General features: G+C 65.1%; 11 protein-coding genes. 6 read left to right on the top strand and 5 right to left on the bottom strand.

What is annotated here, in order from left to right; translation table 11 throughout:
* Nucleotides 1-5 precede the first annotated feature (5 nt).
* Nucleotides 6-1,352 (top strand): bifunctional folylpolyglutamate synthase/dihydrofolate synthase, encoded by a 1,347-nt coding sequence (locus K5X80_RS09010; RefSeq protein WP_222557419.1) that lies wholly within the window; start codon nucleotides 6-8, stop codon nucleotides 1,350-1,352.
* A 16-nt stretch (nucleotides 1,353-1,368) separates the two neighbouring features.
* Here K5X80_RS09010 and K5X80_RS09005 read toward each other — a convergent pair whose 3' ends face one another.
* The gene (locus tag K5X80_RS09005) at nucleotides 1,369-3,078 is read right to left on the bottom strand and encodes an AmpG family muropeptide MFS transporter (protein WP_222557418.1); all 1,710 of its coding nucleotides are present in this window, start codon (nucleotides 3,076-3,078) and stop codon (nucleotides 1,369-1,371) included.
* Nucleotides 3,079-3,197: 119 nt separating this feature from the next.
* Here K5X80_RS09005 and K5X80_RS09000 point away from each other — a divergent pair, with 119 nt between their 5' ends.
* Both K5X80_RS09000 and rsmD read left to right on the top strand, forming a co-directional pair.
* Entirely contained in the window at nucleotides 3,198-4,010 is an 813-nt protein-coding gene (locus K5X80_RS09000) for a pseudouridine synthase (RefSeq protein ID WP_222557417.1), read from the top strand.
* A complete protein-coding gene (rsmD, locus tag K5X80_RS08995) occupies nucleotides 4,007-4,549 on the top strand; it encodes a 16S rRNA (guanine(966)-N(2))-methyltransferase RsmD (protein WP_222557416.1) in 543 nt (180 codons plus the stop codon). The genes K5X80_RS09000 and rsmD overlap by 4 nt, the downstream gene beginning before the upstream one ends.
* Nucleotides 4,550-4,566: 17 nt before the next feature.
* Here the strand turns inward: rsmD and K5X80_RS08990 are convergent, their stop codons facing one another.
* Together K5X80_RS08990 and K5X80_RS08985 are read right to left on the bottom strand one after the other, a co-directional pair.
* A complete protein-coding gene (locus K5X80_RS08990) occupies nucleotides 4,567-5,847 on the bottom strand; it encodes an MFS transporter (protein WP_222557415.1) in 1,281 nt (426 codons plus the stop codon).
* Between the two features lie 101 nt (nucleotides 5,848-5,948).
* Complete coding sequence (locus K5X80_RS08985; protein WP_222557414.1) at nucleotides 5,949-6,353, bottom strand: hypothetical protein; 405 nt, start codon at nucleotides 6,351-6,353, stop codon at nucleotides 5,949-5,951.
* Between the two features lie 93 nt (nucleotides 6,354-6,446).
* Between K5X80_RS08985 and K5X80_RS08980 the strand changes: the two genes are divergently transcribed.
* Nucleotides 6,447-8,780, top strand: coding sequence for an ATP-dependent helicase (locus K5X80_RS08980; RefSeq protein ID WP_222557413.1), 2,334 nt, complete (start codon nucleotides 6,447-6,449; stop codon nucleotides 8,778-8,780).
* Nucleotides 8,781-8,978: 198 nt separating this feature from the next.
* Here the strand turns inward: K5X80_RS08980 and K5X80_RS08975 are convergent, their stop codons facing one another.
* On the bottom strand, nucleotides 8,979-10,346 hold the full coding sequence (locus K5X80_RS08975) for a DEAD/DEAH box helicase (RefSeq protein ID WP_222557412.1): 1,368 nt from the start codon (nucleotides 10,344-10,346) through the stop codon (nucleotides 8,979-8,981).
* 145 nt (nucleotides 10,347-10,491) lie between these two features.
* Nucleotides 10,492-11,058, bottom strand: a complete 567-nt coding sequence (locus K5X80_RS08970) for a hypothetical protein (RefSeq protein WP_222557411.1) — start codon at nucleotides 11,056-11,058, stop codon at nucleotides 10,492-10,494.
* 142 nt (nucleotides 11,059-11,200) lie between these two features.
* Here K5X80_RS08970 and K5X80_RS08965 point away from each other — a divergent pair, with 142 nt between their 5' ends.
* Together K5X80_RS08965 and K5X80_RS08960 are read left to right on the top strand one after the other, a co-directional pair.
* Nucleotides 11,201-12,682, top strand: coding sequence for an FAD-binding oxidoreductase (locus K5X80_RS08965; RefSeq protein ID WP_222557410.1), 1,482 nt, complete (start codon nucleotides 11,201-11,203; stop codon nucleotides 12,680-12,682).
* A gap of 64 nt (nucleotides 12,683-12,746) precedes the next feature.
* Nucleotides 12,747-13,514, top strand: coding sequence for a SapC family protein (locus K5X80_RS08960; RefSeq protein WP_222557409.1), 768 nt, complete (start codon nucleotides 12,747-12,749; stop codon nucleotides 13,512-13,514).
* The last annotated feature ends 290 nt before the right edge of the window (nucleotides 13,515-13,804 follow it).

The following is a 13,804-nucleotide window of genomic DNA, read 5'->3' as shown; positions in this document are numbered from 1 at the left end:
CGGCCGTGAAGGATTTCGCCACATCGGACGATCCGGCGGTGCAGGCGCAGTTGGAGCGGCTTGCCCGGCTCTCGCTGCCGCAGGGCCGCCTCGGCCTCGACACGATCCGGGCGATGCTTGCCCGGCTCGGCAATCCGCAGCAATTGCTGCCGCCGACATTCCATGTCGCGGGCACCAATGGCAAGGGATCGACCTGCACCTTCCTGCGCTTCATGATGGAAGAACAGGGGTTGACGGTCCATTCCGCGACCAAGCCCCATCTGGTGCGCTATAATGAGCGTATCCGTGTGGCAGGCAAGCTGATCGACGATGGCCTGCTGGCCGACCTGCTGGGCGAAGTGCTCGACAAGTGCGAGGATCTGCATCCGAGCTTCTTCGAAGTGACGACCGCCGCCATGTTCCTCGCTTTCGCCCATATAGAAGCCGATGCCTGCGTGATCGAAGTCGGCCTTGGCGGCCGGTTCGATGCCACCAATGTGCTCGAACATCCGGCGGCCTGCGGCATCGCTTCGCTGGGGATCGATCACGAAGCGTTCCTCCTGCGCGAAGATCCGGCCGCGCCCGATCATCCGCTGGCGCGCATCGCGTTCGAAAAGGCCAATATCGCGCGGCGGGGATCGCCGCTGGTGACGCAGGCCTATCCGCCCGAAGCCACCGCGCAAATCCTCAAGATCGCCAAGCAGGCAGGCGCCCGGGTGGCGATGCGCGGGCAGGAATGGGTCGCGCATGCGGGCGATGTGCTGGAATATCGCGATGCCGCTGGGTCGCTCACGCTTCCCCTGCCGGCCCTGCCCGGCCTGCACCAGGCGGACAACGCCGCGCTGGCCATCGCCATGCTGCGTCACCAGCGCGAAGTCGCTGTCGCCAGCGACGCGATGGCGCGCGGCCTGCTGGCGGCCCATTGGCCCGCGCGCATGCAAACATTGGCTCCCGGCCCGCTCACCGCGATCGTGCCCGGTACGGAAGTGATCCTTGACGGCGGGCACAATCCCGATGCCGCAGGCGTCATCGCCACCGCGATGGCGGGCAAGCCGGTGCTCAATGTCGTCATGGGCATGCTTGCCAACCGGCAGGTCGAGGATTTTCTCAAGCCGCTGGCGCCTCTTATCACAAGGCTGTGGGCCATCCCTATCGAAGGGAACGAATCCCACTCGCCGGAACACATCTGCGCCGTCGCGAACAAGCTGGGCATTCCTCTCGTGCGGCCCGCCACCGATATCCGCAAGGCGCTGGAAGATATCTCGGCCACTCTCGCGCACGAGCATGACGACCGGCACCAGACCGTGCTGATCACCGGCGCGCTGCGGCTGGCGGGCAAGATACTGGCATTGAACGGGGAAATACCCGACTAGGGCATTCGCTCAGGCGTCAGGCCGTTGCCAGCGCCACGCTGTCCAGCCCCGCGCGCCTGCCCAGGCGCTTGATCCGCACCCATTCCATCACGCACAGCACCACCGCGATCAGGCCGATGCCGGTGGTCAGGATGAACACCGCATAATACCCCTGCGTCTCGATCATCTTGCCCAGCGCGCCGCGCCCCAGCGTCCCGACAAGGAACGTCAGCGATGACAGAAGGGCATATTGCACCGCGCTGTATTTCTTCGATGTGATCGACGAGAGATAAGCGACCAACGCCGCCCCGGCGATCCCGCCCGCAATATTCTCGCCCGCGATGGCGAACATCAGCTTGGCCAGCCGTTCGTCCCCGCCGAGATGTTCGACCAGAAAAGTGAACCCCGTCACGCGCGCGCAGGCAGCCATCACCGCCCCGCCCGCCGCCAGGTCGGCATACAGCAGATTGGTCAGCGCCGCGGTCAGCGCGCCCAGCGTCATCACCGCCATCCGGCCGATGTACGTGAACAGGATTCCGCCGAGCGCAATGCCCAGCATCAGCGCGCCGACCCCGAAGAATTTGGACGCAATCGCCACTTCTTCCTTCGAATAGGCCAGTTCCCCGAGATAGAACGGATAGGCGAAAGTGCCCCAGATCGTGTCAGTGATGCGGTACGTCAGCACCAGCCCCAGCACCAGAATCGTCGCCCAGCCCAACCGCCCGACGATGTCGGTCAAAGGCAGGATCAGCGCGCGATAGCCATGATCCAGCAGCGCATCGCGCCGCCGCGTCATGGGCACGGGCTGGGTCAGCACATAGCGGCCATGCCGTTTCTGACGCACCAGCCAAGCAGCTATGATCGCGGGCACCACCACTGTCGCAATCACGATCAGCGGCCCCTGCTGGGCTACGAAAGCAACGGAATCGGGGCGCGACCCCGGATCGCTGCCGAGCGAGCGGACCATGAATATACCCACGGTGATCAGCGCCCAGGCCCACAACAGACCGACGAACAGCAGCGCGAACGCGCGCAGGCGTGGTTCCAGTTCGCCCGGCTGGCGCAGTTCCGAAAGCGTTGCGGCATCGGCGGCAATAACCGCGCTGGTCGGCCGCCCTTCCGGTGCGAACAGGCTGGCCACGGCGATGACCAGCATCAGACAGCCCATGAGCGCATAGACGGCCGGCCAGCCGAGTCCTTCGGCCAGAAACAGCGCCAGCGCGCCACCGACCAGCACCGCCGAGCGGTAGCCAAGCTGATAGACCGTGGAGAGCATGTCGATCGTCGCCACTTCGTCCGCCACATCGACGCGCCAGGCATCGACCACGACATCCTGCGTCGCCGAGGCGAACGCGCCGATCCCCGCCAGCAGCGAGAACCAGCCGATCGCCCCCACGGGATCGAGCGTCGAAAGGACCACCAGAATGGTGCCGAGCAGGACCTGCGCCGTCAGAATCCATTGCTTGCGCCGCCCCAGACGGCGCAGCACCGGCAGGTTGACCCGGTCGAGCAACGGCGACCAGAGGAACTTGAACGAATAAGCAAGGCCGATAAGCGAGAAAACACCCATCGTTTCCAGATCGACCTTGGCATCGGAAAGCCACGCATAAAGCGTGCCCAGAAGCAGGGCATAGGGCAGCGCGCTGGAAAAGCCGAACAGCGCCATGAATCCCGTCTTGCGATTCCCGAGCGAAGCCAGAACCTTACGCCACCCCGGCTTGCCGCTGATTTCGGCCGCCTCGCTCATCCCTCACTCCTCGTCACGCGAATGAGATGTGAAACTAGCGCCGAAATCTCACATGGAAAGGCGGGAGAAACATCCTGTCCCCGCTTTCCCACCGCGCGGCGGATCGCTAAGGGCTTTTCATGGCCGAAAAACATTCCAGGGGCGCACCGTCCACCCCCCGCAAGGGCGGCGCGACCGCCCCGCCGCGCGAAGGCGAACGGATCGCCAAATTGCTCGCCCGCGCCGGTGTCGCCAGCCGCCGCGAGGTCGAACGGATGATCGGCGAAGGGCGCATCGCGCTCAACGGCGCGGTGCTCGACACCCCTGCCACGGTGCTGCCCAATCTCAAGGGCGTGACCGTGGACGGCAATCCCGTCGCCCGGGCGGAGGCGGCGCGGCTGTTCTGTTTCCACAAGCCCTCAGGCCTGATCACGGCGGAGCGTGATCCGCGCGGCCGGCCGACGATCTACAACGCGCTGCGCAATGCCCTGCCCAAGGATACCCCGCGGCTGATGCCGGTCGGGCGGCTCGATCTCAACACCGAAGGGCTGCTGCTGTTGACCAACGACGGTGAACTGAAGCGGGCGATGGAACTGCCCGCCAGCGGCATCCCGCGCACTTACCGCGCCCGCGCGCACGGCGATATCACCCAGCCGCAGCTGGAAGAACTGATCGAAGGGATCACGATCGAAGGGGTCCGCTATGGCCCGATCGATGCCCATCTCGAACGCCGCACCGGCCGCAACCAGTGGATCGAACTGACGCTGACCGAAGGCAAGAACCGCGAAGTGCGCCGGGTGCTCGAACATCTCGGGCTCCAGGTCTCGCGCCTGCTGCGCACCGCTTATGGCCCCTTCACCCTCGGCGATCTGCCGCGCGGGGCGGCGGCTGAAATCAAGCAGGCGGATGTCGAACGGTTCCGCAAGCAACTGGCGCGGGAAAGCCGGGCATGAGGATCATCGCCGGGGAATGGCGCGGCCGCCCGTTGAAAGCGCCTCAAGGGGACACCACCCGGCCCACGGCCGACCGGACACGCGAAACGCTGTTTTCCATGCTGACCAGCCGCCTCGGCAGTTTTGACGGGCTGGTGGTGGCCGATCTGTTCGCCGGATCGGGTGCGCTGGGCCTGGAGGCGCTGTCACGCGGGGCGGCAGAAGCGATTTTCGTCGAACAGGATGCCGCGGCACTGCGGGCCTTGCGGGCCAATATCGCCAATCTGCGCGCGCAGGATCGCTGCGATGTGCGGGCAGCTTCCGTGCTGGCGCTCGGCCCGGCGCGGCGCACGCCCGATCTCCTGCTGCTCGATCCGCCTTATGGCAGCGGCGCGGGCGCGGTGGCGCTGGACAAGCTCAACCGGCTCGGCTGGATCGCGCCGGGCGCGTGGATCAGCGTGGAAACCGCGCGCACCGAAACGCTCGATGTCAAAGGCTTCACGGTCGAAGTCACGCGCGATTCGGGCAAGGCGCGGCTGCATCTGCTCCGCCCCGCCTGACAAACCGGACGGCTGCCTCACACCGGATGCGACATCGCATCCGCGTGCGGCGGGCGGGCCAGCCAGATTCCGGCCAGCGTAAGCAGCCCGGCAATCGTCAGGAACAGGCCGATCATCGCGATACCGCCCATCATCGCAATCCGCTGCGCTTCGACCGCGACCACCGCACCGCCAATGATCCCGCCCGCATTGAACGCCACCGACACGCCGGTATAGCGCACGAACGGCGGGAATAGCGTCGGCAGCCACGCCCCCAGCGGGCCATAGACCAGCCCCATGACGAACAGGCTGGCCGAAAGCATCACGAAGACTGTCGGCAGCGAGCCCGAACCGAGCACCGGGCCGAAAACAAACCCCAGCAAGACCGTGGCCACCGCCCCCACCGTCAGCACCCGGCGCGGGCTGGTCCTGTCCGCCCACACGCCCGCCACGACGATCCCGATGGCCAGGAAAGTGTTCGCCATCAGTTGCACGCCCAGCACCGTTTCGCGGTCCATATGCCGCGCTGTGGTGAGATGCCCCAGCGCGAAAGCCGTTGCGAGATAGAAGATGGCGAAACAGGCGATCACCCCGGCGCTGCCTGTAATCACCGGGGCCCAGTGTTCGCGCAGCAGGCGGCCCAGCGGCACCATCGGCGGTGCTTCATGCTCCAGCGCCTCGCGGAACGCGGGGGTTTCGCCGATCTGCAACCGCACCCACAGCCCCAGGGCGACCAGCACCGCGCTGAGCAGGAACGGCAAGCGCCAGCCCCATTCGAGGAAATCCTTTTCCGACAGGCCCAGCCCCAGCAGCAGGAACAGCCCGTTCGCGGCCAGAAACCCCACCGGGGCGCCGATCTGCGGCGCGGTGCCGAACCGCGCTTCCCAGCCCTTTGGCGCGTTTTCCACTGCCAGCAGCGCGGCCCCGCCCCATTCGCCGCCAAGCCCGAACCCCTGCCCGAACCGCAGGACGCACAGCAGCGCCGGGGCCAGCCAGCCGACCATGTGGTATGTCGGGAGGAAGGCAATCAGCAGCGTCGAGATACCCATGAGCATCAGCGAGGCAACCAGCGTCGACTTGCGCCCCACCCGGTCGCCGAAATGGCCGAACGCGATCGCACCCACCGGCCGGGCGATGAACGCCAGCCCGAAGCTCATCAGGCTGAGCAGCAATTGCGCCGAGGCGCTTTCCGATGGGAAGAACAACGGCCCGAACACCAGCGCGGCGGCCGTGGCATAGACGTAGAAATCGTAGAATTCGACCGCCGTACCCGACAGGGCGGCGGCCAGAACGCGGCGGTGCTGAATATAGGGGCTCATGGCGCGCTTGCTTGGGCACAACGCGCCTCACGTCAAGCAGGAACGTGATAGACCTCCTTCCGAAGGTCCATCACTCCACCCGTTCGCTGGCGGAACGGCGCTTACTTGCCGCCGGGATTGCGGCAGCTGTCCTGAATCTTCTTCGTGCACACCGGATAGGTCTTGTTCATTTCCTGCGGTGGCGGCGCGGTCAGCGCCCCCTTGTACGGCCCGGCGTTGTAATTGGGATCGGCGGGCTGCGCCGGCGGCACCGGATCGTTGGCCGTGGCCGGATCGGGCGGCGTGGCGGTCGGCTGGCCCGAACCCTGCGGATTGGCCTGTTCCTGCACCGGCGGAGGCGGCGCGGGGGGCGCTTCGGGTGGCATGCCCGTTCCAGTGGGATCAGCCGGCGGAGGCATCCCATCCGATGGTGGCGGGGGCGGAGGCGGCATATCCTGTGCGATGGCGGCAGACCCGAAACTTGCGCTGGCAAGCACGGCCAGCGTGCTCAACATCAAGGTTTTCATGGGGCACTCCTTCGATTGTTTCACACGGAGTCGAACGGCCAGCACAGGCTGCGGTTCCGGCCGCCCGGTTTTGACGGCTTGAACCCCGGGCCGATGTTCCCTAGTTGTTCACCGGTGACCACCCCTGACAATGCCTTGAATCCCGCTCTCCCCGGCGAGAGCGAGCCGCCCTATCTCGCAGGGCTCAACCCGCCGCAGCGCGAAGCCGTGCTGACGACCGAAGGCCCGGTGCTGATGCTGGCTGGCGCGGGCACCGGGAAAACCGCCGCGCTGACGACTCGCCTCGCCCATCTCGTCGCCACGCGGCGCGCGTGGCCGAGCGAAATCCTCTGTGTCACGTTCACCAACCGCGCGGCGCGGGAAATGCGTGAACGCGTGGGGCACCTGATCGGCCCGGCGGTGGAGGGGATGCCCTGGCTGGGCACGTTCCATGCGGTGTGCGCCAAGATGTTGCGCCGCCACGCCGAACTGGCCGGGCTGCAAAGCAATTACACCATTATCGATACCGACGATCAGCTCCGCCTGCTGCGCCAGTTGATCGTCGAACAAGGGCTGGACGAAAAGCGCTGGCCCGCCCGCCAGCTCGCCGGGCTGATCGACAGGTGGAAGAACCGCGGCCTCAATCCCGACGATCTCGATGCATTGGACAACGAAGCTTATGCCGATGGCCGGGGGCAGCAGTTCTACACGCTCTATCAGGCCCGCCTGAAAGCGTTGAACGCCTGCGATTTCGGCGATCTCATGCTGCACATCCTGAACGTTTTCCGCCAGCATCGCGATGTGCTGGAGCACTATCAGCAGCGCTTCAAATATATCATGGTGGACGAATATCAGGACACCAACGCGGTTCAGTATCTCTGGCTGCGGTTGCTGGCGCAGGCGCGCAAGAACATCTGCGTGGTGGGGGACGACGATCAGTCGATCTATTCATGGCGCGGCGCGGAAGTCGCCAATATCCTGCGGTTCGAAAAGGATTTTCCCGGCGCGAAAGTGATCCGCCTGGAACAGAATTATCGCTCCACCCCGGATATCCTCGGCGCGGCATCGGGGTTGATCGGCGAAAACAGCCAGCGCCTCGGCAAGACCTTGTGGACCGAGGCATCGGGCGGCGACAAGGTCCGCGTCGTCGGCGTGTGGGATGCGCCCGAAGAAGCCCGCCGGATCGGGGACGAGATCGAACGGCTCGAACGCGAAGGCGCCCCGCTCGATCGCGTGGCGATCCTCGTGCGGGCCCAGTACCAGACCCGCGAATTCGAAGACCGCTTCATCCAGATCGGTCTGCCCTATAAGATCATTGGCGGGTTCCGCTTCTACGAACGGGCCGAAATCCGCGATGCGCTGGCCTATCTGCGCGTCATTGCCCAGCCGCAGGACGATCTGGCGCTGGAACGCATTTACAACCAGCCCAAGCGCGGCCTGGGGGCCAAGGCGCTGGAAACGATGCACCGCAAGGCCCGCGAACTGGATCAGCCGCTGTTCGTGGGGATGAGCGCGCTGGCCGAAGGCAGCGATCTGCCCGCCCGCGCGCGCAACACGCTGGCCGCGCTGGTCGGCGATTTCGCGCGCTGGCGCGAACAGAGCGAAACGCTGAGCCCGGCCGAACTGCTGCGGCTGGTGGTGGAAGAATCCGGCTACACCGCGATGCTGCAGGCGGACCATTCCCCCGAAAGCGCCGGGCGGCTGGAAAACCTGTCCGAACTGGCGCGGGCGATGGAAGACTATCCCACGCTGGGCGATTTCCTCGAACATGTCAGCCTGGTGATGGACAACGATGCCGCCAGCGACGGCGAGAAGATCACCATCATGACAATTCACGCCGCCAAGGGCCTGGAATTCGATCATGTTTTCCTGCCCGGCTGGGAAGATGGCGTGTTCCCTTCCCAGCGCGCGCTCGACGAAGGCGGCCTTGCCAGCCTGGAGGAGGAACGCCGCCTCGCCTATGTCGCGATCACTCGCGCACGGCGGCGCTGCACGATCTACTATGCCGCCAACCGGCGAATTTACGGCCAGTGGACCAGTTCCATTCCCAGCCGCTTCATTGCCGAACTGCCCGACGATCACACCGATCAGGAAACCACGCTGAGCGGCGGTGCATCGCTATGGCGCGCCAACTGGTCGGAGCATGACGATCCTTTCGCCCATGTCGCCCGCGACCGGCCCGACCGCGCCCAGACTCGCGGCCCCGGCTGGCAGCGCGCGGCCGCCGCACCATTCGATCCGGCCCCGCGCCCGGTGAAGGAATCGACCCGCAGCGCCGCCAGTTTCGCCGCCAGGCCGCGCACCGACATCACCATCGGCATGCGCGTCTTCCACGAGAAGTTCGGTTACGGCGAAGTCACCGGGCAGGAAGGCAACAAGCTCGAAGTCGCGTTTGAAAACGCCGGGACCAAGCGCGTGCTCGACAGTTTCGTTTCCCTGCCGGAATAAGGGCGCGGCGAGAGCGGGTGGAAGGCTTCGGAATCTGCCCCAGAAATCAAGGCGATTGCATCCTTGCAAACATGAATTGCGCCAGCCCAATGCCCGTTCGGCCCGAGCCTGTCGAAGGCCGCGCATAACGACAACTTGGTCAGACGTTCGGCGCGCGGCCTTCGACAGGCTCAGGCCGAACGGGGGTGGGAGTATTAATCAACCCAGCGTCACGCTCAGGAATGCGGGGATCGGGCCGTTCCAGCCGCCATCATCCGGCGCGTCGTCGCGATAGCGGTCGCGCTGGCGTTCGGGTTTGCGTTCGCCACGGGGCTTGCGCTCTTCCCGCTCTCGCCGCCGGGGGGCGGGCGCAGGTTCTTCATCGCTCACCCGTTCCGTGCGGGCACGGCGAGGCCTATCTTCCCTGGACCGGTCTTCCCGGGCCCTGTCTTCCTTGGGCGCTTCGTCCTCGACCGCCATTTCGTGCACCGGAATGGTCATCCCGGTAAGCTTTTCGACATTGGCGATGGCTTCGGCGTCTTCGCTGGTCACGAACGTGAAGGCGCGCCCGGATGCCCCGCCCCGGCCCGTACGGCCGATACGGTGAACGTAATCATCGGGATGCCACGGCGTGTCGAAATTGAACACGTGGCTGACACCCTTGATGTCGAGCCCGCGCGCGGCGACATCGGACGCGACGAGGATGTTGACCGCACCGCTCTTGAACAGGTCAAGCTCCGCCAGCCGCGCGGGCTGATCCATATCGCCATGGATCTCCCCGGCGGCAAAGCCATGGCGCTTCAGACTCTTGGCCAGTTCGCGCACCGTCGTCTTGCGATTGGCGAAGACGATGGCGGTGGTCACATTGTCGCTGCGCAGCAGCGCGCGCAGCGCTTCACGCTTGCGCCGCGCCTGCACAAACACCTTGTGCTGGGTGATGTTGATATTCGCCGTCGCCGGGCGGGCGACTTCGATATATTTCGGATTGGTGAGGAACTTGTCGGCCAGCTTCTTGATCGGCGCGGGCATCGTTGCCGAAAACAGCAGCGTCTGCCGGTTCGCGGGCAGCTTGGAACAGATCGTTTCGATATCGGGAATGAATCCCATGTCGAGCATCCGGTCCGCTTCGTCGATCACCAGAAGATCGCAGCCGGTCAGCAGGATCTTGCCCCGTTCGAACAAATCCATCAGGCGGCCGGGGGTGGCGATCAGCACATCGACGCCATCGTTCAGCGCCTTGACCTGATCGCCCATCTGCACGCCGCCGATCAGCAGCGCCATTTTGAGATCGTGGTTCTTGCCGTACTTCTCGAAATTCTCGGCGACCTGCACGGCCAGTTCGCGCGTCGGCTCCAGAATCAGCGAGCGCGGCATCAGCGCACGGCGGCGGCCATGCGACAGGATATCGATCATCGGCAGGACGAAGCTCGCGGTCTTGCCGGTGCCCGTCTGCGCGATGGCAATGAGGTCCTTCATCATCTGGACCTGAGGGATTGCCTGAGCTTGAATCGGGGTCGGCTCGGAGTAGCCGGATGCTTCGACCACTTGCAGCAATTCATCAGACAGGCCGAGATCGGCAAATTTCATAGGCGTCCTGATTGTCCGGATGGGGGCGGTCGACTTCGGCCGTCCGATCATTTCACGAGGAATGGGAAACCCCGTCCCAATCGCCGGGGCATTTGCCGATATGGGCTGGAAAGTCAAGAAAAGAGCGGTTGCCCCGCAAATACCGTCAGTGCCGGCTGGCCACCAGTTCGCGGAACTTATCCAGTTCGCAATTCGCGCCCGAACGGGAATGCAGCTTGTCCCTGCCAGTGCAGACTTTCCCGTCCCTGTCCGGTTCGACATAGAAGCCGGAATAGAAATTCCGCCCACGACAGGATTTTTCCAGAGTGACCAGCAGAATCCGCCGGTCGCGCAGGAACAGCAACAGGCGGTTGTCGGGCTGGGCCTGCACCCCGGCGATGGAGCGTGCTTCCACGCATTTGCCGAATTTGCGCTCCTTGTAGCGGGGGGGCAATTCGCCCTGCGGCAGCGCGCTCAGCAGATCGGGCGCCACAGCCGTGCGCCGCGGATTGATCCGGATAATCACGCGCCGTTCGATACGCACCTGATTCTGCACTTGCGGCCGGAAGGCGCCGGCAAGACCGTCCCATACCTCTGCCGTCGCCGGCGGGCTGGCGGCAGGCACGGTATCCTCCACGGCGGGAAGCATGGCCGCCGTATCCGGATCGGGGGTGGCCGGTTCCGGCACCGCAAGCAGAATGGCAGGGAAAAGCAGGTTGGCCAGGCTGTTCATGACAAGGCGAAATCAGCTCCCCGAAACGATCACACACGGCATCCGAATTGCCCTCCGATGCATAGGTGCGGCGCTTGAATGGCGGCTTAACCCGAATTGCAAAACTTGCAAATGGTGACAATCGCCCTCCCACGGGTTCATAATGGGGCACATCATGCAGACCCATGCCCACGACACGCCCGAACAGACCGCTTTCCTTGAAGAAGCGGCGCACCTGCTGGGCCCGCGCGGCCTGACCCGTGATCCGGAACTGATTGAGCCCTGGCTGACCGACTGGCGCGGCCATTATACCGGCGCCGCGCTGGCGCTCGCCTCGCCGGCCTCGACCGAAGACGTCAGCGCTCTTGTCCGGCTGTGCGCGCGCCATGGCATCGCCATCGTGCCGCAGGGCGGCAACAGCGGCATGTGCGGCGGCGCGACACCGGATGCGAGCGGGCAGCAGGTGATTCTCTCGCTCCGCCGGATGAACGCGATCCGCGCTCTCGATGCCGAAGCGATGCAGATCACCTGCGATGCGGGCGTGGTGTTGCAAACGCTGCACGAAGCGGTTGCGGCGCAGGGCCTGCGCTTTCCGCTCACGCTCGGCGGCAAAGGCTCGGCGACGGTGGGCGGGCTGATTTCCACCAATGCGGGCGGCACGCAGGTGCTGCGCCACGGCACCATGCGCGCGCAGGTTCTGGGGCTGGAAGCGGTGCTGGCCGACGGCAGCCGGTTCGATGCGCTGGCGCCGCTGAAAAAGGACAATCGCGGGTTCGATCTCAAGCAATTGCTGATCGGTTCGGAAGGCACGCTGGGCATCGTCACCGCCGCGACATTGCGTCTTGCCCCCGCGCTGGGCGGGCGGGCGGTGCTCTGGGCCGGGGTCGCGTCGCTGCAACAGGCCCGCGCGCTGCTGCTCCATTGCGAAGCGCGGGCGGGCACGGCGATGGAAGGGTTCGAAATCATTCCCGCCTACAGTCTGGCCGCCGTTCTCCATCACCTGCCCGGCAGCCGGGCCCCGCTCGATACGGAACACGTCTGGCATGTGCTGATCGAACTGGCCGCCCCGTTGGGCGCGGCGGACGCGCTGCCAGCACAGGCGGAAGACCTGCTCACATCCGCGTTCGCGGCGGGGCTGATCGAAAACGCCACGATCGCCGCCAGCGAATCGCAGGCCGAAGCCTTCTGGCTGCTGCGCGAATCGATTTCCGCGGCGGAGCGGGCGCGCGGCCCCGCCGTCCAGCATGACATATCCGTGGCGGTGGAACGCATGCCCGCGTTCATCGATTTCGTCATGCCCGAAGTCGAAGCGCGCTTCCCCGGCACCCGGGCGATCGCTTACGGCCATCTCGGCGATGGCAATGTCCATCTCCATATTCTCGCTCCGGCGGGGGCGGTTCCGGGCGAATGGCAACAGACCACCGGCAAGAAGATCAGTGCCTTGATCTACGATTGCGTGGTCGCCTGGGATGGGTCGATCAGCGCCGAACACGGGATCGGGCAGGCGAAGCTGGCGGAACTGGCCCGGCTGACCGATCCGGTCCGCCTGCACATGATGCAGGCGGTGAAGAAAGCTCTGGATCCGTCCAATCTGCTCAATCCCGGCAAGCTTGTGCCGCTTGCACCCGTCCGTTCGACGCCTTAAAGCCCGCCCCTCGTCTTTTCGGGCATATGCCCCGGCAAGTTGCCGCAATTTCGGAGAGTGATCCATGGCCAGCGCGCCGCAAGCTTCCCTGCCCCTGTTTTACAACGACCTCATGCCGCTCAACAGCCGCGACCACGGCACGTGGCATGCCCGCGCCGCCGACAAGGCTTCCTGGCTCGCCGGCCAGCACGCGATTCCGCTGACGGTCGAAGAATTCCCGATGACGCAGCGCCATTTCCCGATCGTGTTCAGCAGCGGCGACACCCCCGTTCCGCTGGCGCTGATGGGCCTGAACGAAGGCGTGAACGCCTTTGTCGGCGATGACGGCACGGTGGAAGAAGGGCTCTACCTGCCCGCTTATGCCCGCCGCTATCCTTTCCTGCTCGCCAAGCTGAGCCGCGAAAGCGAAGAACTCTCGCTGTGCTTCGATCCGTCGAGCGGCCTCGTCGGCGAATTCAAGGAAGGCAACGCCCTGTTCGAAGACGGCCAGCCCAGCGAAGTGACACAGGAAATGCTGACGTTCTGCCAGCGCTTCGAAGAAGCCGGCGCACGCACGGGCGCGTTCATCAAGGAACTGCAGGAAAACGATCTGCTGATGGAAGGCGAAGTCGCGATCCGTCAGGAAGGCGCGGAAGACAAGCCGTTCGTCTATCGCGGGTTCCAGATGATCAACGAGGAAAAGCTGCGTGAAGTGCGCGGCGACAAGCTGCGCACCTGGAACCGCAACGGCTTCCTGCCTCTGGTCTATGCCCACCTGTTTTCGCTCGATCTGATCCGTGCGGTGTTCTCGCGCCAGGTGGCGCAAGGCAAGGGTCCGCAGCTTCCGGCCTGATCGCCTGGTGCGATTTCGAAGCAGGTGGAAACCTGCCGACCTGGAAATCGCGCCAAACAAAAGATGATCCGGAAGTGGAGCCGGTTCAGGCAGAACCGGAACACTCCGGCGCGATTTCCTCGCCGGTTGCCGCAAAGCCTGCGAAAAGCTTGCAAGATTGGCGAGGAATACTTACCTTACAGAGGTTCGGCAGGTTTTCCCTCATGGCCTGCTGAGCAGGTGCATGCGAATGCACCTCCTCCCTGAACCTTGGCCACCCCGTGTTCCGCACGGGGTGGTTTTTTCATTGG

The organism is Caenibius sp. WL, assembly GCF_019803445.1.
Taxonomy (GTDB): domain Bacteria; phylum Pseudomonadota; class Alphaproteobacteria; order Sphingomonadales; family Sphingomonadaceae; genus Caenibius.
The sequence above is the reverse complement of the archived record's forward strand: the minus strand, read 5'-3'. Positions and strand labels throughout refer to the sequence as shown.